The 22,630-nt window shown below is 58.0% G+C and carries 20 protein-coding genes and 1 tRNA gene; 9 read left to right on the plus strand and 12 right to left on the minus strand.

Annotated features, from left to right (window positions below):
- Nucleotides 1–3 precede the first annotated feature (3 nt).
- From ACR0ID_RS08520 to ACR0ID_RS08530, 3 genes are read left to right on the plus strand one after another with little or no spacing between them, the layout of a single operon-like run.
- Nucleotides 4–1,185 carry a phytanoyl-CoA dioxygenase family protein gene (locus ACR0ID_RS08520; RefSeq protein WP_480604842.1) on the plus strand — a complete coding sequence of 394 codons (1,182 nt, stop codon included), beginning with the start codon at nucleotides 4–6 and terminating at the stop codon, nucleotides 1,183–1,185.
- 48 nt (nucleotides 1,186–1,233) lie between these two features.
- On the plus strand, nucleotides 1,234–2,040 hold the full coding sequence (gene iolB, locus ACR0ID_RS08525; protein ID WP_480604843.1) for a 5-deoxy-glucuronate isomerase: 807 nt from the start codon (nucleotides 1,234–1,236) through the stop codon (nucleotides 2,038–2,040).
- Nucleotides 2,037–2,795 (plus strand): SDR family NAD(P)-dependent oxidoreductase, encoded by a 759-nt coding sequence (locus ACR0ID_RS08530; RefSeq protein WP_480604845.1) that lies wholly within the window; start codon nucleotides 2,037–2,039, stop codon nucleotides 2,793–2,795. The genes iolB and ACR0ID_RS08530 overlap by 4 nt, the downstream gene beginning before the upstream one ends.
- A gap of 15 nt (nucleotides 2,796–2,810) precedes the next feature.
- On the opposite strand, the gene ACR0ID_RS08535 is transcribed toward ACR0ID_RS08530, so the two are convergent.
- Genes ACR0ID_RS08535 through iolC form a run of 3 tightly spaced genes read right to left on the minus strand, consistent with a single transcriptional unit; the run spans nucleotide 2,811 to nucleotide 5,473 of the window.
- Nucleotides 2,811–3,650 (minus strand): class II fructose-bisphosphate aldolase, encoded by an 840-nt coding sequence (locus ACR0ID_RS08535; protein WP_480518591.1) that lies wholly within the window; start codon nucleotides 3,648–3,650, stop codon nucleotides 2,811–2,813.
- Nucleotides 3,647–4,483: a 5-deoxy-glucuronate isomerase gene (locus ACR0ID_RS08540; RefSeq protein WP_480475288.1), complete on the minus strand. Its 837-nt coding sequence runs from the start codon at nucleotides 4,481–4,483 to the stop codon at nucleotides 3,647–3,649. The genes ACR0ID_RS08535 and ACR0ID_RS08540 overlap by 4 nt, the downstream gene beginning before the upstream one ends.
- Before the next feature lie 9 nt (nucleotides 4,484–4,492).
- A complete protein-coding gene (gene iolC / locus ACR0ID_RS08545; protein WP_480604847.1) occupies nucleotides 4,493–5,473 on the minus strand; it encodes a 5-dehydro-2-deoxygluconokinase in 981 nt (326 codons plus the stop codon).
- A gap of 111 nt (nucleotides 5,474–5,584) precedes the next feature.
- Here iolC and ACR0ID_RS08550 point away from each other — a divergent pair, with 111 nt between their 5' ends.
- Both ACR0ID_RS08550 and ACR0ID_RS08555 read left to right on the plus strand, forming a co-directional pair.
- Nucleotides 5,585–6,688 (plus strand): Gfo/Idh/MocA family protein, encoded by a 1,104-nt coding sequence (locus tag ACR0ID_RS08550; protein WP_480518597.1) that lies wholly within the window; start codon nucleotides 5,585–5,587, stop codon nucleotides 6,686–6,688.
- Between the two features lie 37 nt (nucleotides 6,689–6,725).
- Nucleotides 6,726–7,859 (plus strand): Gfo/Idh/MocA family protein, encoded by a 1,134-nt coding sequence (locus tag ACR0ID_RS08555; protein ID WP_480518598.1) that lies wholly within the window; start codon nucleotides 6,726–6,728, stop codon nucleotides 7,857–7,859.
- Here the strand turns inward: ACR0ID_RS08555 and ACR0ID_RS08560 are convergent, their stop codons facing one another.
- From ACR0ID_RS08560 to ACR0ID_RS08580, 5 genes are all read right to left on the minus strand, one after another.
- Nucleotides 7,860–8,858, minus strand: a complete 999-nt coding sequence (locus ACR0ID_RS08560; protein ID WP_480604849.1) for a LacI family DNA-binding transcriptional regulator — start codon at nucleotides 8,856–8,858, stop codon at nucleotides 7,860–7,862.
- A 225-nt stretch (nucleotides 8,859–9,083) separates the two neighbouring features.
- The gene (locus ACR0ID_RS08565) at nucleotides 9,084–9,866 is read right to left on the minus strand and encodes a dimethylarginine dimethylaminohydrolase family protein (RefSeq protein WP_480604851.1); all 783 of its coding nucleotides are present in this window, start codon (nucleotides 9,864–9,866) and stop codon (nucleotides 9,084–9,086) included.
- 3 nt (nucleotides 9,867–9,869) lie between these two features.
- Nucleotides 9,870–11,474, minus strand: coding sequence for a 5-guanidino-2-oxopentanoate decarboxylase (locus ACR0ID_RS08570; RefSeq protein WP_480604853.1), 1,605 nt, complete (start codon nucleotides 11,472–11,474; stop codon nucleotides 9,870–9,872).
- On the minus strand, nucleotides 11,471–12,655 hold the full coding sequence (locus ACR0ID_RS08575; RefSeq protein WP_480604855.1) for a pyridoxal phosphate-dependent aminotransferase: 1,185 nt from the start codon (nucleotides 12,653–12,655) through the stop codon (nucleotides 11,471–11,473). Before ACR0ID_RS08575 ends, ACR0ID_RS08570 begins: the two co-directional genes overlap by 4 nt.
- Complete coding sequence (locus tag ACR0ID_RS08580; protein WP_480604856.1) at nucleotides 12,652–13,308, minus strand: TetR/AcrR family transcriptional regulator; 657 nt, start codon at nucleotides 13,306–13,308, stop codon at nucleotides 12,652–12,654. Before ACR0ID_RS08580 ends, ACR0ID_RS08575 begins: the two co-directional genes overlap by 4 nt.
- 77 nt (nucleotides 13,309–13,385) lie before the next feature.
- Between ACR0ID_RS08580 and ACR0ID_RS08585 the strand changes: the two genes are divergently transcribed.
- The 4 genes from ACR0ID_RS08585 to ACR0ID_RS08600 are packed head-to-tail and all read left to right on the plus strand — an operon-like array spanning nucleotide 13,386 to nucleotide 16,543.
- Nucleotides 13,386–14,183: an ABC transporter ATP-binding protein gene (locus tag ACR0ID_RS08585; RefSeq protein ID WP_480475306.1), complete on the plus strand. Its 798-nt coding sequence runs from the start codon at nucleotides 13,386–13,388 to the stop codon at nucleotides 14,181–14,183.
- A gap of 39 nt (nucleotides 14,184–14,222) precedes the next feature.
- Nucleotides 14,223–14,987, plus strand: coding sequence for a transporter substrate-binding domain-containing protein (locus ACR0ID_RS08590; RefSeq protein WP_480475308.1), 765 nt, complete (start codon nucleotides 14,223–14,225; stop codon nucleotides 14,985–14,987).
- 9 nt (nucleotides 14,988–14,996) lie between these two features.
- Nucleotides 14,997–15,749, plus strand: coding sequence for an ABC transporter permease (locus ACR0ID_RS08595; protein ID WP_480475310.1), 753 nt, complete (start codon nucleotides 14,997–14,999; stop codon nucleotides 15,747–15,749).
- Nucleotides 15,746–16,543, plus strand: coding sequence for an ABC transporter permease (locus tag ACR0ID_RS08600; protein WP_480495551.1), 798 nt, complete (start codon nucleotides 15,746–15,748; stop codon nucleotides 16,541–16,543). Before ACR0ID_RS08595 ends, ACR0ID_RS08600 begins: the two co-directional genes overlap by 4 nt.
- Before the next feature lie 328 nt (nucleotides 16,544–16,871).
- On the opposite strand, the gene ACR0ID_RS08605 is transcribed toward ACR0ID_RS08600, so the two are convergent.
- The 4 genes from ACR0ID_RS08605 to ACR0ID_RS08620 all read right to left on the minus strand — a co-directional run bounded on the left by ACR0ID_RS08605 (nucleotide 16,872) and on the right by ACR0ID_RS08620 (nucleotide 22,497).
- Nucleotides 16,872–18,287 carry an FAD-binding oxidoreductase gene (locus ACR0ID_RS08605; RefSeq protein ID WP_480604858.1) on the minus strand — a complete coding sequence of 472 codons (1,416 nt, stop codon included), beginning with the start codon at nucleotides 18,285–18,287 and terminating at the stop codon, nucleotides 16,872–16,874.
- A gap of 103 nt (nucleotides 18,288–18,390) precedes the next feature.
- Nucleotides 18,391–18,648, minus strand: coding sequence for a DUF4242 domain-containing protein (locus ACR0ID_RS08610; RefSeq protein ID WP_209504668.1), 258 nt, complete (start codon nucleotides 18,646–18,648; stop codon nucleotides 18,391–18,393).
- A gap of 30 nt (nucleotides 18,649–18,678) precedes the next feature.
- Nucleotides 18,679–22,275, minus strand: a complete 3,597-nt coding sequence (locus ACR0ID_RS08615; RefSeq protein WP_480604860.1) for an ATP-binding protein — start codon at nucleotides 22,273–22,275, stop codon at nucleotides 18,679–18,681.
- 146 nt (nucleotides 22,276–22,421) lie between these two features.
- Nucleotides 22,422–22,497: transfer RNA gene (locus ACR0ID_RS08620), tRNA-Val, on the minus strand.
- Nucleotides 22,498–22,630 lie beyond the last annotated feature (133 nt).

Raw genomic sequence — 22,630 nt, forward strand, 5'->3', positions numbered from 1 at the left:
GTCATGGTACATCAAGACCTTGGATATGTCGGTTATTTTGACCGGGAATCCTGTGATCTGGATGAATTCAAGGTGTTGACCTCGCAAAACCTGACAGCCGGTGCGGTTCCTCATGCCGCATCGGTGCAAAAGAACGTTCCGATCTATGATATGCATGCTCTGCGCCCGGCGCTGGAGAAGGCAGATCAAAGAAAAGCGCTGCTGGCGGAATGGGCAGGCGTGTTGGACAAATCTGCGGGTGTGATCGTTCTAAAAGGCGCATTTGCGGATACGTCCGTGATCGACCGGGCGACGGCTGTGTTCCAGCAGATCATCGAGGAAGAACGTCAGGGCGGGGCCGGAGAAGGCGACCACTTCGCGGCCTCGGGCGCGAATGACCGGATATGGAACGCATTGCAGAAACAGTGCTTGCGCGACCCCGAAGGCTTTGCACTCTATTTCGGGAATGTGGCCATTGCAACGGCTTGCGAAGCGTGGCTGGGGCCGAACTATCAAATGACCGCGCAGATCAATCAGGTGCGCCCCGGCGGCAAGGCACAGCAGGCGCATCGGGATTACCATCTGGGCTTTCAAACCGCTGACAGCGCCGCCCGGTATCCGGCCCATGCCCATCTGGTGACGGCCTCGCTGACCTTGCAAGGCGCGGTTGCGCATTGTGACATGCCCGTGGAAAGCGGCCCAACCAAACTGTTGCCGTTTTCGCAGCTTTACGCGCCGGGATATCTGGCCTTTCACGATGCGGCACACCGGGCGTTTTTTGAAGAGAACTACATTCAGTTGCCCCTTGCGAAGGGGGATGCGATGTTCTTCAACCCGGCGCTGTTCCACGCTGCCGGGGAAAACAGCAGTACGGATATTCAGCGGATGGCGAACCTGTTGCAGGTCTCATCCGCTTTTGGCCGCGCGATGGAGATGGTTGACCGGCAGTCCATGTCGCAGGCGGTGTTTCCGTCGCTGGTCGCCCTGAAACAACGCGGGGCGCTGAGTGCGGCAGAGCTGAATGCGGCGATTGCTGCAACGGCTGAGGGCTATCCGTTCCCGACCAATCTGGACACCGACCCGCCGATTGGTGGCAACGCGCCCGAAAGCCAGGCCGACATATTGCACCGGGCCGTATCGGAAGGGTGGGCCGAGGCTCAGCTGTCTGCCGCGCTTTTGGCCCTGCAAGCACGGCAAGCGGCCTGAGGGCAACACAGGCGGGCCGTTTAGGCCCGCCCAATAAGGAGAACAAGAATGGCAGATCTGCTGAAGAAACCTATTGGAACCCGTGGCAAGGTACATGACATCACCCCGGACAATGCCGGATGGCAATATGTGGGTTTTGGGCTGTATCATCTGCAAGCCGGCGACAGGGTGGCCGAGGCGACAGGAGACCGCGAAGTCATTCTGGTGATGGTCGAAGGCAAGGCGCGGATCACCGGGGCTGGGCAGGACTGGGGCGTGTTGGGCGGTCGGATGAACGTGTTCGAAAAGACACCGCCGCATAGCCTGTATCTGCCCAACGGAACCGAGTGGGAGGCTGTGGCGGAAACCGACTGCGTTGTGGCGGTGTGTTCGGCCCCGGGCAAGGGCGGCCACAAAGCGCGCCGGATCGGGCCGGATGGCATCACGCTGACCGAACGCGGCAAGGGTGTGAATACGCGGTATATCAACAATATCGCGATGGAGAACGAGGATTATGCCGACAGTCTGCTGGTGACCGAGGTCTTTACGCCCAATGGGCACTGGTCCTCTTACCCCAGTCATCGACATGATGAGGATGATTTTCCCCGTATCACCTATCTGGAAGAGACGTATTATCACCGCCTCAACCCGGCCAACGGATTCGGAATTCAGCGGGTCTATACCGATGATGGCCAGTTGGATGAGACGATGGCTGTCTCCGATGGCGATGTTGTGACTGTTCCGCGCGGCCATCACCCTTGTGGCGCGCCCTATGGGTTTGAGATGTATTACCTGAACGTCATGGCGGGCCCCCTGCGCAAATGGCGGTTTGCCCTGGCCCCCGAGGTCGAATGGATCATGGAGCGTGACGGATGAGCCAAGACTTCGCCAATTACCCAAGCCTTGCGGGCAAAACGGTTGTCATCACCGGCGGGGCCGGGGGAATTGGTGCGGAAACCGTTCGCGCCTTTGCCGCGCAAGGGGCGAAGGTCGGGTTTCTGGATATCAATGCGGATGCGGGCCTTGCTCTGCTTGCGGAACTGGACGGTGAACACGCCTTTGCGCAATGTGACCTGCGCGATATCGAAGGGATGCGGGCCGCGCTGGAGCAACTGGTCGAGGAGTTGGGCGAGGCGGATGTGCTGGTCAACAACGCCGCCCAGGATGACCGTCACGACTGGCGCGAGGTGACGCCGGACTATTGGGATGAGCGGATGGCGACCAATATCCGCCATATGTTCTTTGCCATTCAGGCTGTGGCCCCGGGTATGATCGCCAAGGGCTCAGGTTCGATCATCAATATCGGATCGAATTCCTGGTGGGAGGCCGGGGCAGGTTTTCCGGCCTATGCCACCGCCAAATCGGCGGTGCATGGCCTGACCCGCACCATGGCGCGCGAATTGGGCGATCACCGCATTCGTGTGAACACGGTGGTGCCGGGCTGGATCATGACCGAGCGCCAGAAGAACCTCTGGGTCACGCCCGAAGCGCTGGCCAAACAGGTCGACCGCCAATGCCTGCCCGATCCGATTGAGCCTGTCTATGTCGCGCGCATGGTGCTGTTTCTGGCCTCGGATGACGCTGCCATGTGCAGCGCGGGCAACTTCATGGTCGAGGGGGGGTCGATCTGAGGACGAAAGCGCGCGTCAACGTTGCGGCGGCGCGCCAAAGGCACGGATGACCATGCGCGCGGCGGCTTCGACCGGATCGTGGGTTTCTTTCAGGATGGTCACGCGGTCAAACCGTTCGGGATCGCGATTGACAGCGTCTCGCAGGGCATTGCCGAAGGCCATGCGCAGCTCGGTCCCGATGTTGAACTTGCAGATTGAGGTTTCGCGGGCCAACTTCATACGCTGATCTACCGGCACACCCGATCCGCCATGAATGACCAGAGGCACTGTGGTCAAGGCGTCGATCTCGGCGATGCGGGCTTCGTCCAGACCGCCTTCCTTGTTTTGTTGCAGGTGGACGTTGCCGACCGATATCGCCATGGCATCCACACCGCTTTCACGTGCGAACTGGGCGGCTTCTGCCGGGTCGGTGCCGTTTGATCCTTCACCGCCCGAGTACCCGACAAAACCAATCTCGCCTTCGCAGGAAATCCCTGCCGCATGGGCCATCTCGGCAATTGCGGCGGTTTCATCGATGTTTTGCTGCAGGGGTTTGCGCGACCCGTCGAACATCAGGGACGTAAAACCGCTGTCGAGCGCGATCTTGCAGTCTTCGAACGTATAGCCGTGATCCAGATGCGCAACGACCGGAACCGAAGCGTTTTCGGCGAGATGCCGGAACATCTTGCCCAGTACAGGCAGCGGAGTGTGGTCGCGGCAGCTGGGTCCGGCTTGCAGGATCACGGGCGCATTCTCGGCCTCGGCCGCGGCCACATAGGCGCGCATATCTTCCCAGCCGAGTGTGACCAGCCCGCCTACGGCATAGCCCTGTTCATAAGCGGGTTGCAGGACGTCTTTCAGCGTGACGAGGGTCATTTGAATTTCGCAATCATGTCTTTGATGCCGGGAATGGTTTCGATCTGATAGGCATGTGTGGGCTGGAAATACTGCACCAGAGAACGCTGGGTCAGGCCGCCGAGGATGGTGAAATAATACATCTCGTACCCCGGCAAAACGCAGCAGGGGTGATAGCCCTTGTCGATGCAAACGGTCGATCCATCCACGATGTGATAGGCGTCGCCCGGCTGGTTATCTTCGCGCTGAAGCATCTGTAGACCCGAGCCCCAGTTGGGTTTGAACCGGAAATTGTAGGTCTCGTCGTGGCGGGTCTCATCCGGCAGGCGGTTGGTGTCGTGCTTGTGGCTGGGAAAGCCCGACCAGCCGCCCTGACCGACGGTGAACAGCTCGCTGACCAGCAGGCGACCGACCTTGTCGTGTTGCTTTTGGCCAAGGATGTGTTTGATCTTGCGGTGGGTTTTGGTGTCGTCGCTGCCATATTGCACAAGGTCGTGTTCGCGCACATCGAACGGGTCCAGCACCTTGTCATATTTCGCACCGGCAATAAACACCTCGGTCGCGTCAGAAAGGCAGACCATCTGCACCTTTGCGCCGACGGGAACATAGACGCCCTCGGGCTCGCCATCCCAGACATCTTCGCCCCGGTTGCCCAGCCTGGGGAAGGAAACGCCTTCGACATCCACGTCGACGCTGCCGGTTGCAGGGACGATGCAGGTCTCGTAGCCCGGCACCCGGTATTCGAACGCCTCGCCTTTTTTCAGTTTGACGATGTTGAAATAGTTCAGCGGAACGGTCGGATCGCCGGCGTCAACGATGGGCTTGTTCTGATTGTCATAGGGCGCGATATGCATGGGATACTCCTATGTGGTCGGGCCGGGGTGAGAGGCGAGGAACGCGTTCAGTTCGGGGGTCGTGGGCATAGCGGGGGCGCAGCCGGGTTTGGATACGACAATGGATGCGCAGGCGGAACCGCGCATCACCGAGTCTTTCAGCGAGTGCCCCGCCGCGATCGAAGCCAGAAGCCCTGCCATGAAACTGTCACCAGCCCCGACGGGCTTGATAGCGTCCACTGGGTAGATCCCGGTTTTGATTTCTTGCCCATCCGCCAGCGTCACGGCGCCTTTTTCGCCCATCTTGTAAATGACAACCCGGCCCGGTTTCTTGGCAAGGTCCTCTGCCTTGGCAAAGCCCTTTTCCAGACCTCCGGCCATGAAGCCGAACTCTTCATCATTGCCGACAATCAGGTCACTGGCTTCGCCCGCACGGGACAGAACGTCAGCGGCAATTTCCGGCGAAGGCCAGCTGTAGGGGCGGTAATCAACATCGAAAATGATCGGAAGACCAGCTTTGCGCGCATTTTCAAACCCTCGGAACGTGGCGCTGCGCGAGGGTTCGGATGCAAAGACGGTGCCAGCCGAAATCAAGGCCGAGAAGGATGAGTAATCAACCCTGTCCACATCCGCGTCAGTAACCTGAAAATCGACCGCTCCGTTGCGGTAGATGACATTCTGAAAGTTCTCGGTCCGGCTTTCATACAGGGCCAGAGAGGTGCGATACTCGCCCCCCAACACGCGGATATAAGAGGTATCTACCCCGTAATGTTGCAACCGGTTGAGGCAGAACCGACCAATTGCATCGTCCGAGATGGAGGTGATCAAGGATGCCTGGCTGCCCAGCTTGACCAGACCGGCACAGATATTCGCGGACGAGCCGCCAAGATCGGCATGGAACGTATCGGCCTCTTCGCTTTTGACACCGACCGGGTCTGCGTAAAGGTCCATACCCGCACGCCCCAGAACGGCAAAGCGATTTCCTTTGATACCGTCTATCAAAGCGCTCACGTCATGTCCTCCGGCAAAGTGGGTGGGCAAAGTTTGGACCTTGCGTTGAATCGATTCACACGATACTGATTTTGCAACCGGTTGCAAACACAATGTGCGAGGCCATGGCAGATGCCTGAAATCGGAGTGGGAATCGTGGGTGGCGGTTATATGGGCAAGGCCCATTCCGTCGCGATGTCGGCCGTCGGAGCGGTTTTCAACACGGCGTTGCGCCCCCGGCTTGAGGTCATCTGCGCGTCGAGCCCGGACAGTGCCGAACGCTACCGGGCGGCCTATGGATTTCAGCGGGCAACCGATGACTGGCGCATGTTGGTTGAAGACCCCAAGGCCGAGGCAATCGTGATCGCCTCGCCTCAGTCAACACATCGTCAGATCGCAGAAGCGGCTTTTGCCTTGGGCAAACCGGTCTTGTGCGAGAAACCATTGGGCGCATCGCTTGAAGACAGTCGGGCGATGGTTGCTGCGGCCGAGGCTTCGGGGGCGGTGAACATGGTGGGGTTCAACTATATCCGCACACCCGCCAGCCAATATGCCCGCCAGTTGATTACCGATGGCGCGATTGGTGACATCACGTGGTTCCGGGGCGAACATACCGAGGATTTCTATGCAGATCCGCAGGCCCCGGCCACCTGGCGCACGACCGGTATGGCCAACGGCACAATCGGCGATCTTGCCCCGCATATGGTCAATGGCGCATTGGCCTTGGTCGGGCCCATTGCGCAGGTGATGGCCGATGTTGAGACCGTTCACAAAACCCGCCCCGGTGGTGCGGTAACAAATGACGACCATGCCCAGATGATGTGCCGGTTCGAAAACGGGGTCATGGGAAGCCTGTATTTCAGCCGCGTCGCGACGGGGCGGAAAATGGGCTATGCCTATGAAATATCAGGCACAAAAGGCGCAATCCGGTTCGATCAGGAGGACCAGAATGCGCTGTGGCTGTACAAGCGCGAAGGGCCCGAAGCCGCGCGCGGGTTCACCAAGATCCTGACCGGCCCCGCGCACCCGGATTATGAGCCCTTCTGTCAGGGTCCGGGTCACGGAACCGGCTATCAGGATCAGATCATCATCGAGGCCAAGGACTTTTTACAGGCCATCCATACCGGCGAGGCGATCTGGCCCACGTTCCGCGACGGGCATGAGGTCAACCGCGTGCTGGCCGCTGCGCTGGCCTCGTCCGATCAGCGGCAGTGGCAGGACATCAGCGATTTCTGATCGCTCTACGAGACAATTCCAATGAGAGACAATGACCATGGCTAAGTTGAGATGGGGCATGATCGGGGGTGGTGAAGGCAGCCAGATTGGCCCCGCGCACCGCTTGGGGGCACAGGCTGACGGGTTGTTCGAATTTGCGGCTGGCGCGCTGGATCACCGGCCCGAGGTGGGCCGCGAATACGCGCAGCGATTGGGTGTTGCTGCCGATCGTGCCTATGGCGATTGGCAAGAGATGCTGGCGGGCGAAAAAGACCGCGAGGATCGGATTGATCTGGTAACCATCGCGACGCCCAATTCGACCCATTTTGAGATTACCAAGGCCTATCTTGAGGCAGGCTTTAACGTGTTGTGCGAAAAGCCGATGACCATGACGGTGAAAGAGGGCGAAGAGATTGTGCGCGTGGCCGAAGCCTCGGGCAGGATCTGTGCAGTGAACTACTGTTATTCCGCCTATCCGATGGTGCGTCAGGCCCGTGCGATGGTGCGCGCAGGCGATATCGGCAAGGTGCGTCTGGTGGTGACCAATTTCAGCCACGGCCATCATGGCGATGCCACAGATGCGGATAACCCGCGCGTGCGCTGGCGCTATGACCCTGCGATGGCCGGGGTTTCAGGGCAGTTTGCCGATTGCGGCATCCATGCGTTGCACATGGCCAGTTTCATCTGTGACGATCAGGTGAAAACCCTGTCTGCCGACATGGCCTCGACCATCGTCAGCCGTGAGCTGGAAGATGATGCAATGATCAACTTCCGGATGGAGGGCGGCACGGTTGGACGCCTTTGGACGTCATCAGTGGCGATCGGGCGGCAGCATGGCTTTGACATTCAGGTCTTTGGCGAAACCGGTGGGCTGCGGTGGGCGTCCGAGCAGCCCAATCAGTTGATCTATACTCCGGTCGGCGGGCGTACTCAGATCATCGAAAAGGGTGAGGGCGGTCTGCACGATGAGGTGCAACGCCTGTCGCGTGTCGCCATTGCGCACCCCGAGGGTTTTCCGCTGGCGGTCGCCAACATCTATTGCGATCTGGCGGATGCGATCCGTGGTGAAAGACGCGACGGTCTGCCCGGTGCGGCAGATGGGCTGCGGTCCATTGCGGCCGTCCACGCGGCTGTTGCGTCGGGCAAGGCCGATGGCGCATGGCAGGACGCGCGCCCGCCGATGTTTCGCTGATCAGGGGCGGGGCCGCAATGTGCCCCGTTCGATCACGCGGCAGGGGAAAATGCGGGCCTCGGGATAGCGCTGAGGCTCTTTCAGCATCTCAACGACCAGATCGACGGATGAAGTGATGATCTGTTGGATCGGCTGGTGGATCGTTGTCAGGTTAACGCTTTCCCAGCGCGACATCTCCATGTCGTTCAGACCGATGATTCCAATGTCCTGACCCGGTTTCAGCCCGTGATCGGCCAGTGCGGACAATGCGCCAACAGACAGGATGTCATCGCCGCAGAAATACGCCTCGGACGGGGTGTTGGCCAACAGGCGCAACATTTCGGCGCGGCCGGCCTCGAAGGAATAAGCCCCTGCGAAACAATGGCTTACTTCGATATCGGGATGATCTGCCAGTTCTTCCATGAACCCGCGATACCGGTCGAGTGCCGAGGTTGCATCTTTGGGCCCGCCCAGATAGCCGACACGCCTGTATCCGCGCGCCAAAAGCTCTCGCGCGGCCATGCGCCCGCATTCGACGTTGTCGATTCCCACCACATGCACTTCGGGCGAGGTGGCCGAGCGGCCAAATGTATGCACCACCGGTACGCCCGCATCGTGGAACGCCTTGGCAAAGCTGGGCGGCAGCGTCGAAGACGCAACGATGGCCGCGTCAACCGAATACTGGCGCAGCATGCGGACCGAGTTTGCGGGCTCGGTCTCGTCCGTCAGGTTCACGATTAAAGGACGCAGCCCGCGTTCCTGCAAGGCGCGGGTAAACTGATCGAACACCTCAAGAAAAATCGGGTTGTGAAAGTTGTTCGAAATCAACCCAATCAGTTTGGTGCGCCCGGTTGTCAGGGACGAGGCGAGGGCATTGGGGCTGTAGCCAAGCTCTCGCGCGGCCTTTTCAACTTTACTGCGTGTTTTTGCAGAGACCGAGGCGCCTTCGGTGAAGGTGCGCGACACCGCAGATCGCGATACGCCAGCCAAGGCGGCGACGTCTTTCAGGGTCACGCTCACGCAGTGCGGCTCCGGTCGTTGATGGTCAGAGATATCAAGGTGTTTTGCATCAGAGCTTCATTATGCACCATCGCAAAAGTCTTGCAACCGGTTGCAGGTCGCACTCGGCGGACGAGATCATCGACAGCCACCTATGTTTATGAGCGATTGGCGGGAAAGGAAAGACCGGTACGGGCGACAGTTTTCGCAAGAAACACCAAGGATCGAACGCTACCGGTTACACTCCTAAAATCTTAGCGAAAGGCAGGACATTCCTCCATCCAGCTTTGCGCAGTCGATGTTGTCGATTTCAACGACCTCATACCCTTCACGATCTAACATCTCAGCTGTGCGTGGGAAGCCAGCGGCCATCAGCACCAGATTGTTGAAGCGGATCGCATTGGCGGCAGCTTCCTCTCCGTCCGCAACATGCAGCACCCGGTAGCCCTCGAAACAGCCCGAGGCATCCAGCCGTCGGGTCGACAGTATTGTTTCGGCGTCCATCAGTGAACAATCTGTCTTGAAGTGTAAGACGCCCTCGGGCGTGAACACCTCGCGCAGTTTGTGCCCCCACTCCGAGGTGATTTTCGCCAGCTCGGCGACACCTTCCGCGTCGGTACGGTCTGACCGGCCCACCAGAATTTCGCGACCGGTAACAAGGATATCTCCACCCTCGATATGGCCGGGGCCCTGGATTTCCAGAACCGTATCGTAGCAGCCGAGAAGGGTCGGTGCCATTTCAGCCACTTCACCCATCCGCGAAGGTGCGCCAGGTCGCATCAGTATCGCACCTTGCGGCAGGCAAAGGGCTGTATCCTCGACAAATTGTGCGTCGGGAAACGCGTTCAGGGGATCCAGTTCGATCACCTCGGCCCCGGTGCTTTTCAGTGCTGCCACATATGCCTTATGCGCCGCTCTCATCCCGTCGAAATCCGGGTTTCCGATATCTTCTGCACGCAACCCGCCTGCAATAGTCGGAGCCGGACGGCGGGTGATGGCGCGAGAAAACTCAAAGGTTGGGTCTGACATGTTTCAATCTTTCTGAGCTGCGAATTTCGGAGTGGTGACTTCGATCATTACCGGCCCGTTCTGGGCGGCAGTTTGGCGCAATGCCTGCGCGACAGCCTGCGGTTCAGCTGGAACCGAAGCGAATGGAATGCCGTATGACTTGGCCGTTGCTGAAAAATCGGGAGGCGAGGGATCACATCCTATGACTGTTACGCCCGCATCCTGCATTGACGTGGCAATTTCCTGGTATCCGTGATTGTTCCAGATCACGAAGGTGACCGGCAGGTCTTCGTCGACTGCGGCCATAATCTCAGGCAGAGAAAACTGCGCGCCTCCATCGCCCGCGATGCATATCACACGTGCTGTGGGATCGGCGACCGAAGCGCCGATGGCTGCGGGGATTCCATAGCCCAGTGCGCCGTACCCAGTTGCCGCGTTAAACCAGCCTCCGGCCCGGTCGTGGTCGTAGAAAAGATTGCCGGCATAGATCGGTTGGGTGGAATCTCCGACCATTAGCGCGTTCGGGAGCGCAGAGCGCATTGCGTTGAGGATTTCTACCTGTTTGCGATAGTCCGGACCAATCTCCGCCCAGGCGGCGTCACGTGTTTTGCCTGCACGTTCCGTACCATCGCTTTGCTTTGGCTTGTGCGGTAAAGCGTCAACCAGCGCTGATACAGCCAAGTTGACGTCACCTTGAATGATGAGCGCTGCCTCATGTCGCGTCAGTTGCTCGCTGCATCGATCAACCCGTATCAACCCTGACATTTCAGCAATTTGGCCGGTGGCATACATATCATAGTCGGTTGGCCCCAACTCAGTTCCCAGCGCAAGGATGCAATTGGCGCTTTCTATCAAGCCGCGTACCGCGTTCAGGCTGGGGCTGGCCGGAACGGTCAGTGGATGCCTGTGCATCAGGCCGCGCGCGTTGACGGTTTGCACCACGGGGGCATCCAGAGCTTCGGCCAGTGCCTGCAATCCAGCCTCTGCATGCTTTGCGCCGCCGCCCGCCAGAATGACAACGTTCTTCGCTTTGGCCAGTTGCTTTGCGGCTTGGGTGATCAAAGCCGGGTCAATCGGTGAGACTGAGACAGGCGGTTCGACCGGTGTTTCCTGATACTCTGAAGCTGCGATATCCAACGGAACTTCGATATGCACCGGTCCGGGTCGACCGTTGGCGATGGTGTGGAACACGCGGTCCAAGACCGGGTCCAGAGCGTTGGTGGCGGAAACCTGTTCGGACAGCAACGCAACGGCCCTGGCCAGTCCCAACTGGTCTGGCAATTCATGCAGATGCCCTAAACCCCTGCCAAGAGATGCGGTTTTGTTGACACCGGACACCACCAGCATCGGTATTGAATCCGCGCGGGCCTGCGCCATCGGCGTCAATGTATTGGTCAATCCAGGCCCGGTGATCACAAAGGCCACACCCGGTTTGCCTGACACGCGCGCATAGCCGTCGGCCATAAACCCTGCGCCCTGTTCGTGTCTGGGTGTAACGTGACGAATGCCCGAGCCTGCAAGCCCGCGGTAAAGCTCGACCGTATGAACGCCCGGAATTCCGAACACGCAGGTCACATCCTTTTGGCGAAGCCTGGCAACCAATGCTTCGCCCACGGTCATTTCACTCATGCAACCTCGCGTGATTTTCTGTTGGCGTGATCGATGATGCGAGAGACCGCAGTGGCAAAGTCGGTGTCACTGATCGTCAGGGCCACTCGCACCCAGTCTTTCAAGCTGTCCCCAAAGGCGGATCCCGGCATGACAGCCACCCCGGTCTGCAACAGGTCCCAGGCATAGGCTTCGCCGTCCAGCCCGGTGGCGGAGACGTTGATCATGGCGAACATTCCCGCCTGAGGCCGGTGAACGGTCAGATCCGTTTCTGCTTCGAGGCGATCAGCCAAAAGCGTGGCGCGCGCTGAAAAACGGGCGGCCATGCCGGAGGCAACCTCGGACCCGTCGCGGATCGCCTTTTCAGTCATATCGGCGATAAAGGGCTGATTGCCGAAAAGCATGGTCTCGGAATAGGGCAGTAGCGCTTCGCAAAACGCGGCTGGCCCGACACACCAGCCACTGCGGAACCCCGGCGCGGCATGTGATTTCGAGATGGATGATACGCCTATGACACGATCCGCCAGTTCCGGGTCTGCCAGTGGCGACACAAATCTGGCCCCGTCAAAGATCAGTTCTTCATAGACCTCGTCCGAGATAATCCACAAATCATGCGCAATCGCGAGCTGTCCGATCTCGGCTAGCTCCTCGGCGGTCAGGATCGCGCCCGTTGGGTTGTGTGGCGTGGTCAGAAGAATGGCGCGGCTGCGCGGTGTTACGCGTACGGCGATATCTTTGGCCTGCATGCGAAACCCGTGTTCCGGGCGCAGCGGTACGGGCACCATTTCCGCCCCGGAAGCACGCACGACCCCTTCGTAGGTTGCATACATCGGATCACCGACCAGAACTTCGTCACCGGCCTCGGCAACGCCGGCCATGGCAGCGAACAATGCGGTCTGCGTTCCGGGAAAGCACAGAAAATTCTCGGGCCCGAAAACGCGTCCGCGGGAAGCCGAGTAACGGGCGGAAAGCGCGTCAAGCAAGCCAGCTTCGCCACGGCCGTTGGAGTAGCCCGTTCGCTGGGCCCGTAGTGAGGTTACGGTGGCTTCGACCAGCGCGTCCGACACCGGCACGTCCGGTTCACCTATCGTCATTTCGACGATGTCCGCTCCGGCCTTGATAAGGTCGCGCGCTTTCAGATGTACGCCCCATTTGGCGCCACCCAAGCCCGCCAACCGTTCTGTCACCGATGTGGTCTTCATGGTTGTTCCACCTCTTTGATCAATGGGATACCGACGATAGCACTGACGGAATCCAATCCGATCTGCGCCAATTGACCTTCGGAAAATTCATCCGGAAGCGCACCGCCTTCCAGCCAAAGACCATCGATAACCGCGTTGCAGGCAATGGCCAGTTGCACGGCTTGCGACGTGGTAACTGGACGTCCGGTTTCTTGCAATGCGGCGACGATCAGCTTTTCAAGCTGATCCCGGAAATAGTTATAGGTTTGCTGGTGGATGCGTTGCATTTTCGGATCACGCTGCACCTTGTTCAGGAAGCCGGCCCACAAGGCCACAGCGCTTGGATCAACGATTGGCGGTCGCAGCGACGCATCAACGAAGTTGGTCAACTGAGATACTGCGCTGCCTTTCCCTGACGACGCAGCTGTCTGATCGGTCAGCGTATTCATGTGATGTTCGTACGCAGCCTGAACCAGTTCCTCCTTGGATGAGAAATAGTGCCGGATCAGCCCTTGGGTCACGTTCGCGCGGGCCGCGATCTGACGCACAGTGGCACCCCGAACGCCCATCTCGGCAATCAGGTCCAAAGTCGCCAGGATCAGCGCCTCGCGCCTAAACTCGGCAGATTCACGTGTAAATTTACGGCTGTCGTCCTGCACGTCCGGGTCATCCATGGTACGGAATTATTATACACTTGCATAATTGCGAGATTCGAGGCTTACTGCAAGCTGAAATCAGAAGATTCTTGGATATGGACACAGCCAAAGCAGCAACACCCGCACGCGAAGCAACCACGTCTGAAGAGGCGATAAGGGTTGAGGACCTGCACAAGTCTTTCGGCACGCTGGAGGTTTTGAAAGGTGTCTCGCTGACAGCAAGCAAGGGCGATGTCGTTGCAATCATCGGGGGCTCAGGCTCGGGCAAATCCACGATGCTGCGCTGTATCAACTTTCTGGAAACACCAAGCTCGGGAAAGATCACGATCGGCGGTGAGCTGGTTGAAATGCATGCCGACGGCAGCCCCTCGAACCGCCGCCAGATTGAACGTATCCGTACGCGGCTTGCGATGGTTTTCCAGCAGTTCAACCTGTGGACACATCGAACGCTTCTGGAAAACGTGATCGAGGTGCCCGTGCATGTCCTCAAGGTGCCGAAGGCAGAGGCTATCGCGCGGGCGCATGAACTGCTCAAGAGGGTGGGCCTCGGCGACAAGGCCGACACCTATCCGGCCTATCTGTCAGGCGGTCAGCAACAGCGCGCTGCAATCGCACGCGCGCTTGCGGTGGATCCTTCCGTAATGCTTTTCGATGAGCCAACTTCGGCGCTTGATCCAGAGCTTGTAGGCGAAGTTCTGACCGTAATCCGGGATCTTGCAGCGGAAGGGCGCACAATGCTGCTTGTGACCCACGAAATGAAATTTGCGCGCGAAGTCGCGAACCACGTCGTCTATCTTTTCGAGGGCCGCATTGAAGAGCAAGGCCCACCTGCCGAGGTCTTCGGAAATCCAAAGTCAGAGCGATTGAAGCAGTTCCTTAGCTCGGTCGCCTGATCCAGAAAAACAACATAATGAACCAAAGGGAGTAACAAAATGAACGTCAAAAAACTGCTCGCGTCCGGTCTCGCCGCCGCTGTCCTTTCGGCTGGTGTTGCCAGTGCAGAAGAGGTCAAGATCGGCATCGCGGCCGAGCCTTATCCGCCCTTCGCGTCGCTGGACAGCTCAGGCAACTGGGTTGGTTGGGAGATCGATGTCATCAATGCAGTTTGCGCCGCCGCGGAACTTGACTGTGTTATCACACCGGTGGCCTGGGACGGTATTATCCCCTCGCTGACCGGACAGCAGATCGACGCCATCATGGCCTCGATGTCGATCACCGAGGAACGGTTGAAAACCATTGATTTCAGCGATCCTTACTACAACACACCTGCGGTTATCGTTGCCGATAAATCGATGGATATCGAAGCAACCCCGGAATCGCTGGCGGGTAAAGTCATAGGCATTCAAGCTTCGACGATCCACCAAGCCTATGCGCAGGAATACTTCAAGGATTCCGAACTGCGCGTCTATCAAACTCAGGATGAAGCCAATCAGGACCTGTTTGCCGGTCGGATCGACGCCACCCAAGCTGACAGCATTGCGATGGCCGATTTTGTGAATTCGGATGCCGGTGCTTGCTGCGAAATCAAAGGTGCCGTGAAGGACGATCCAGCCATTTTGGGGCGTGGTGTCGGTGCGGGCGTCCGTAAAGGGCAGGATGACCTGCTTGCGGCGTTGAACAAGGGCATCGCGGCAATTCTTGCCGATGGCACGCATGAGAAGATCACGTCGAACTATTTCTCGACCAGCATCTACTAAGCCGTTGCCGTGACCGGATTTCTGGAATCACTAGGTTTGGCGCAGAGCGCAGAGCTTCTGTCGCTCTCGCCACCGGGGTGGGGGGCCAATCTGCTACGCGGATTGTCCCACTCCTTGCAGATCGCTTTTGGCGCATATGCACTGGGCCTCGTGATCGGATTGTTCGGAGCGTATGGCAAACTTTACGGCGGGAAGGTCACGCGCGACCTTCTTGCCATTTACACGACCGTGATCCGGGCCGTGCCGGAACTGGTCCTGATCCTGATCCTGTATTACGTAGGATCCGATATTATCAACAAAATATCTGCTGCCATGGGTGGTGGCCGCGTCGAGATCAACGGCGTTGCCGCAGGCATTTGGGTGCTGGGCGTCGTTCAGGGCGCGTATGCGACCGAGATTCTGCGCGGTGCCATTCAGGCGGTTCCGCCCGGTCAGATCGAAGCGGCGAAATCCTACGGAATGCCGGCATTCATGACCATGCGGCGCGTCACGATCCCCGCCATGATGAGCTTTGCGGTACCGGGTCTGGCCAACTTGTGGCTGATTGCAACCAAAGACACCGCATTGCTGGCCGTTGTCGGCTTTAACGAGCTGACACTGGAAACGCGCCAGGCGGCCAGCAGCACGCGGGCCTACTTTACCTTTTTCCTGGCGGCGGGCTTCCTTTATCTGATGGTTACGCTGTTTTCGGGTGGAATCTTTGCGCGGATTGAGAAATGGGCCCGTCGCGGTCAACCCGCTCTGAACGGAGGCAGCAGATGATCGACCTCAGATCTCTGATGCAACCCCATCGTATCGTGATGATGCTGATCTTTGCCGGGATCGCGGTTTGGTGCGCGATGACATTGCGGTGGGATTGGATACCCAATTATACGCCTCTTGCATTGAAGGGTATCTGGACCACGCTCTGGCTGCTGGTTGTCACGATCGTTCTTGGTTTTTTACTGGCTGTACCCCTTGGGTTAGCGCAGGCAGTTGGGCCATGGTACCTTGCGGCACCTGCAAAGGCGTTTTGCACTATCATTCGCGGCACGCCGCTGCTTTTGCAGCTTTGGCTGCTGTATTATGGCCTCGGCTCTCTGTTTCCGCAGTTCCCATGGATACGATCGTCTGATCTTTGGCCGTACCTGCGTCAGGCTTGGCCCTATGCGGTGCTGGCGTTGACACTTTCTTATGCGGGTTACGAAGGTGAGGTCATGCGCGGAGCCTTCAAGGGCGTTGCCAAAGGACAGCTGGAGGCGGCCAAGGCGTTTGGTATGCCAAGGCTGACGATGTTTCGCCGCATCTGGTTACCACAGGCAATCCGAAATGTTCTGCCGACTTTGGGCGGTGAAACCATTCTGCAATTAAAGGCAACACCGCTGGTCGCCACAATAACCGTGGTTGATATCTATGCCGTGTCGTCCCGTGTGCGCGCCGATACGTTTATCGTCTACGAACCGCTTATCCTGTTGGCCGTATTCTACATTCTCGTAGCGGGTGTAATTGCCTTGGTTTTCCACTGGCTGGAGGTGAAGGTTCTGGGAACCGGACGCCGCAATGGGCCCATCGGATAGTTCTAGCAAGAAGCCGAAGGAAACTTGCTCTGCGATTAGCGAAGCGGTTATTCGATGAATTGCTCCTAGCGACCGAGATTGCAGGCTTAAGCGTAAAACAGGTGTTTGAAACGGGATCAGGGAAGTTGATTTCGTTCGCGATCCGTAAATTCAACGCGCTTGTGGTACAGCATCTAGGGTAGCTGCACGACAAGAGGGCATGATTGCCAGCGCGGCCATAGGTGAGAGGAACCGCTTGGCGCGATTATTGGCCAGCGACACAATTTGCGTGATGCTAAGACAAGAGTCTCAACATCAATGTCGATCGGGTACTACCACTTTGGTTGTCTTACGTTGGTAGAATATTGTGGTTCATCCTGAACAAATTGGTGGGATCGTACTTTCCTTTGATCTTGGAAAGTTTTTCGCCGTTCACACCATAAGCGCCGGTCACGTGGTCTGCCTGGTCTTCAGGCATGAAGTTCACATAGGCACTGCCTGTTGAGTATGGTTTCATCTGTTCGTACAGCTGGCGTGCCCACCCGATGCAGGTGTCATCCTTGTCAGGGTCCTCCCATCGTGTGTGGACATTCATAATGAAATGCGCAGATCTTTGCGGGTAGGCGGTAGAAGCGGGTTCAACGCGGGCCATCGCGCCACCGACATGAGCAATGAAAACCTCACATGCTGGGTCAGGAATGGTGGAAATCGCGTCCAGCAGGTCCGTGATGGCGGCCGGGGGCAACGTATTGAAGTCATGACTTTTCCAATAGTTGCGGACGCCCGGCGACAACAGGGGATCAAAAGCCGCCTGCCAGTCCACGAACCTGTGCGGTGAAATGACATCCACAATCGGTTCACCCAGCGCGCGCAAGGCCGACATCGCTTTTTCACCCTCATCCATCGGGCCGCTATAGCACGCCGCGAAAATCAGCACCTCGCGCCCGTGCCACTCTTCCGGCAGGAACGGGAGTGGCGGCGCTTTTCGCATCACGCTCCAGACGGTGAGCTCATCGGGGGAGGTGTCTGCAATGGCCACAAACGCGGAAAGCAGCTCTGGTGCCTTTTCGATCGGGTGCACGATCAGGCCGGACAGGATATCGGGCCCAAGATCATGCAACTGGAATTCGAATGAGGTGACGACACCGAAGTTTCCGCCACCACCACGAATGGCCCAGAAAAGTTCCGGGTGGCTCGTGGACGAGGCGGTGACGATCGCGCCATCCGCCGTCACGACTTCTGCCGACAGAAGGTTGTCGATCGTCATGCCGAATTTCCGCGTCGTCCAGCCAAAACCGCCACCCAGGGTCAGCCCGGCGATGCCGGTGGTCGAATTGATGCCTGTGGGGACAACAAGACCATGGGCCTGTGTTTCGCGATCAACGTCTCCAAGCAACGCACCAGGTGCAACGCGGACAGTTTTGCGGGCAGGGTCCACGTGAACCGAACGCATCTGGGACAGGTCCAGCATGACGGCCTTGTCCGCGACGGCGTGCCCTGCAATCTGGTGCCCACCTGATCGAACGGTCATCATAAGGCCTGCTTGTCGGACGAAGTTTATTGCCTTCTGGACATCGCTTGCCCCCATCGCACGGATCACGAAGGCGGGGTAACGCTCGAACATGCTGTTCCAGGTAATCCTGGCTTCTTCATATTCCGGGGTTCCCGGCAGGTAGACCCCACCGCGCAGTGAAGTGTCAAGCGCGTCCAAATCGCCTTGATCCACAGTCGCGATACGTCCGTCGAGTGCTTTCAGGTCAAACATGCTTAGGCCTCCCTTGTTTCAGGAAAGGTTTCGCGCACGGCTGCCTCGTGAATTTGTTATTGCCCTGAGAAGGGGATACTTGGTTGTGGGGGAAAGCTGGTCGTCAGGCAAATATTCCCGGATCGATCCGATCTACCGGCGTGATGACATCGGCAGGAATGTTTAGACGCTCGGCCGCTTTTCGCAGGCTTTCTTCATCCGGGGCTTCGTAAAGGCAGTATGTTTTGCGCTTATCTGCGCTGAGGAAGGAAAAGATCCATTCAATGCCGACTTCGTCGTTGATTTCTTTGATGTGAATTTTGTCGTTGTCGCTGATATTCAGCTGTTCCGCAAAATTTCGTTCAATGATGTATCGTGGCATTATGCCCCCCCCCCAAGCATTTTCCGGGCCTTAACTGGCTACCCCTTCGAGCTTTGACTTAAGGGAAACCATACTCAATTTCTGTGATATTGCCAACGCTTCCCCTTCCAGTTGAAACGCCAGTTCCAAATCGCTGGGGCGGCCCTGTTGTCTGAGTGCTGATGCATACGCTGCCTTGGAATGCGCAATCCAGGGCGGGCAATTCATCCGCGTGTCAATCTCGATGGCTTTCCGGAACATCTTCCCGGCAATTTCCCAGTCTTTCAGCACCGTTGCCAGTCTCCCCAAGCGTCTGGCTGCGGCACCTGTGCAGACTGTGGTTGCCCCTGCGGTGATCGTCAGGTCTTCGTAAGGTTGCAGCATACTGTAAAGCGTCTGGGCATGACCCGGATGCCCGACAGCCACGCAGATGTCAGCAAGATAGGACAGAGTTGTTGAATACATGGCATCTGGCGGTAGGTCGAAGCCGTTTTCCGCCATTTCATTCAGTATTCTTTCAGCCGGTTCCGTGTATCCCAGTTCGGCTGCGATAAGGCCAAAACCCGGCTTCCACGAGATGTCTTCGGGGCTGTCGGTCATCAGTTTCTTGATCACAGGCGCGACCTCGTGCAGGCGGTTCTGCTCGCGGCGGATGGTAAACATCTGAACGCCGAAAACGCCCTCGACATGTTCGCCGTGCGTTTTTCGACCGATCTTGACCGCTTCAGTGGCGTGCTTTTCAGCCTGAACAAAGTCGCCGTCCATGATTGCAACCATGGCGCGTGCGTGTTTTTGAACCCAATAGAGTTGCAGATGATTGTCCTTTTCGGAAATCGCTGTCAGCAATTCGAGTGAGTTGTCCAACAGGTCGCGGTCGGCCATTTCAGCGCCGACAAACAGGCTGAGCGTCCGGTCGCGGCCCTGATCAATACTGCCAAGGTGTTCCGCTACCTGATGCATGGCGTCCAGGTTTTCACGCCAATGTCGTGCCTCTTGCCCGTTGCGCGCAACGAATGGCGCCCCAAAATGCATCATCATTACCGAAAACTGGGATTTATGATCCCCAAGCTTCGCCGCCAGTTCCATGGATTGCTGACCAAAGCGGGTGCCTACGGAAAACTGGCCGACAAACATATACGCCCGCGCAAGTTGGCTCATCAACCGGCACCGCCTGACTTCGTCATTGTCAGACAGGTCTTTTAGCGCCTTTTCACAAAGGTCAATCGCTTCGTGATGTCGCTTGCTCGTCATCATGCACGAGTCAGCAAAATGATTGGCTGCATCGGCTGCCAGCTCCACATCGTGGAGTTTCTGGGCAGCGTTAGATGCACTTTTCAGAACCGCTATCGCCTCGGACAACTGACCCTGGCTGTCATGGCTGCGGCCAACCAGGATCATGCCCCTGACCATTTCCCGGCCGGTTTCCGAGTTCAGCTGCTTAGCCGCTTTGAGCGTCTGTTGCGCATTAGTCATCGCTTCCTGGCTGGCTGACCGGGCCAACGCCATTTCAGCCGCAGCTTCCCATTTGTCGAATGCGGCGCGCCATTCTTCTGCTTCTGACAGATGGCGGGCCACCAGCTCGGGCCGGCGTTCGATTTCAGCAGATCGCATCGCGATCAGTGCGCGGGCAACGTCTGAATGTTGCTGCCTGCGGGTAGAGCTTAACATGGATTGATATGCCGTATCGCGGATAAGGGCGTGGCGGAACACGAAATGCCCGCGGTTGTTTCCGCTTTCAAAGATCAGTCCCGTTCGCGACAGTTCTTCGAGGCGAAGATTGATATCTGCGCGTTCCAGCCCCATCGCGGCCCTTAACAAATCTGGTTCAAATTCCCGCCCAATGACTGACCCCGTCAACGCGACCTGTTTGGCCTCGGGCGAAACTGCATCAAGCCGCGCCATCAAGGCGCCCTTCAGCGACGATGGTATGCGGACTTGTCCCTGCTCATCTGCATTCACGATCGCCTGGGTCAATTCTTCGACAAACAGGGGCACACCGTCAGTCTTTTCGATGATCGTCGCGATCAAGGCATCGTCCGGGTCCTTGCCAGTGATATTGCGGACCAGATCCGAGACATCAGCAGAACCGAACCGGCGCAGCAGGAGTGTTTGAACATGCGTGTCCCCGTCATCGCGGGCCAAGTCCCACCCGGGTCTGTGGGTCATCAGGATCATCAGGGGAAGATCGGTGCAAATCGCCTTGAACCGCTCCAGCAGGGCTTGCGTCGAGGGATCGATCCAATGTGCATCCTCAACACACAGAATAACCGGGCGCACGCTTGCCCGGACCTGCACCGTATGGATCAGGGTTTGGATCGTTATGTCGCGTTGCTCCTGCGGCGACATCTCGAGAACTTCACGAGCCAGTGCGCTGCGCGGCGCGACCAGCGCTGCAAAGACAGGCAGAACCTGTTCCCAGTCCAGACCTTCCCGGCCTTCCAGCAGCTTCCTGACATGCTCCAGAATTTGATTGTCATCAAAATCCGGTTCAACACCTGCATCCTGCGAGATTCGCTGGGTGACCGGATGAAAGGGGCTGCTGGTCAGATAGGGAGAGCAGTTCAGCCTTATCACATCGGCCTGTCCGGTTGCCGTGACATCCGCAAGAAACCCCTCAGTCAGGCGCGATTTTCCTATTCCCGCCTCACCCGACAGCAGAACCACCTCACCATGACCGCTTTGGGCGCGCTGCCACGATTGCAACAGGATACCCTTTTCGTAGTCCCGGCCAATCATGGTACTGTCGGCGTCATCCTTGTACGACGCGCGAAACCGGCTTTCCGCGCTGCGTTCCGATACGACCTTCAACAAGGTCCGAGGGTCTTTGAACCCCTTCAATTGAGTTGATCCAAGGGTCTCGAACTCGAATATCCGGTGCAAGGCGGCTTCGGTTTCTTCCGCAGACAAAACCACCGAGTTCGGCAGGCCGTGTTCCTGTATCCGCGCCGCCAGATTGACCGCCGGCCCGGTCATGGCACCTTCCTCGTACGAGTTTTCGCCGATCGTGTCGCCGACCACGACATCGCCGCTCGCGATACCCAGTCTGACCGACAAACGCTCACCGTCAGGAGTGTTGAGCTCTTCAACCCGGTGGACGCACTCAAGCCCCGCCTTTATCGCGCGAATGGCGTGATCTTCGTAGGCTGTTGGCCAGCCGAAAAACACAAGAAGACCGTCGCCAAGGTATTTCGCGACATAGCCACCATACCTGCTCACTGCCCCCGCGACGGTATCCTGATAGTTCTGTAGCAGATCCCGCATGTCTTCGGGATCAAAACGGTTGGTCAGCTCTGTCGAGCCGACCAGATCCGCAAACAAGACTGTCAGATGACGCCGTTCAGCCGCGGGCGCGATGGGCTTTTTCGTCGGTGCAGCTTCGCCCTGCACGACATCAACGGCGGATGGCCGAGTATTCTCGCGGGTGGGCTCTCCTGCGGCAGGCGCTGATGAAGACAGGTGACTAGAGCCAGCCAAATCCTGAACTGCCGCAAGGATGATCTTTCGGTGACCAAGACTTACCCCAAGCTCTTTCAGGTCGTCGCCTGTCAGCAGTGGCAGAACCCGCGCATCAATGTCGTTTACCGCAAAAACATCTGCGTACTGACCCAGTCCGAGGTCGTTAAGCCACGTGTCCATTTCAACCGACATATTCGGATCATGCTGAGATACGCGTCACTAATCAAGAAAACGCTATTTAAACTGCCGGGCGATCAATGCGCAGCGGACACGGTTTCATGCGCAGCATAGCAATAGATGCCAGTCGCGTAAGACCTTGATACACTGTGGGGAAAGGATGGTGGGTGATGAGAGACTCGAACTCCCGACATCTTCGGTGTAAACGAAGCGCTCTACCAACTGAGCTAATCACCCGTGACGCTGCATGTAGCCAAGCCAGCGGGCGTGCGCAAGAGGGTCTGTGAGATTTTTATTCCGCGATGGGTTGCGGATAGGAAATGCCGCCCCCATCAACGCGTGCCTGGGGTGACCACAGGTTGACGAGGCT

The sequence above is a fragment of the Ruegeria sp. AL2 genome, from assembly GCF_056540845.1.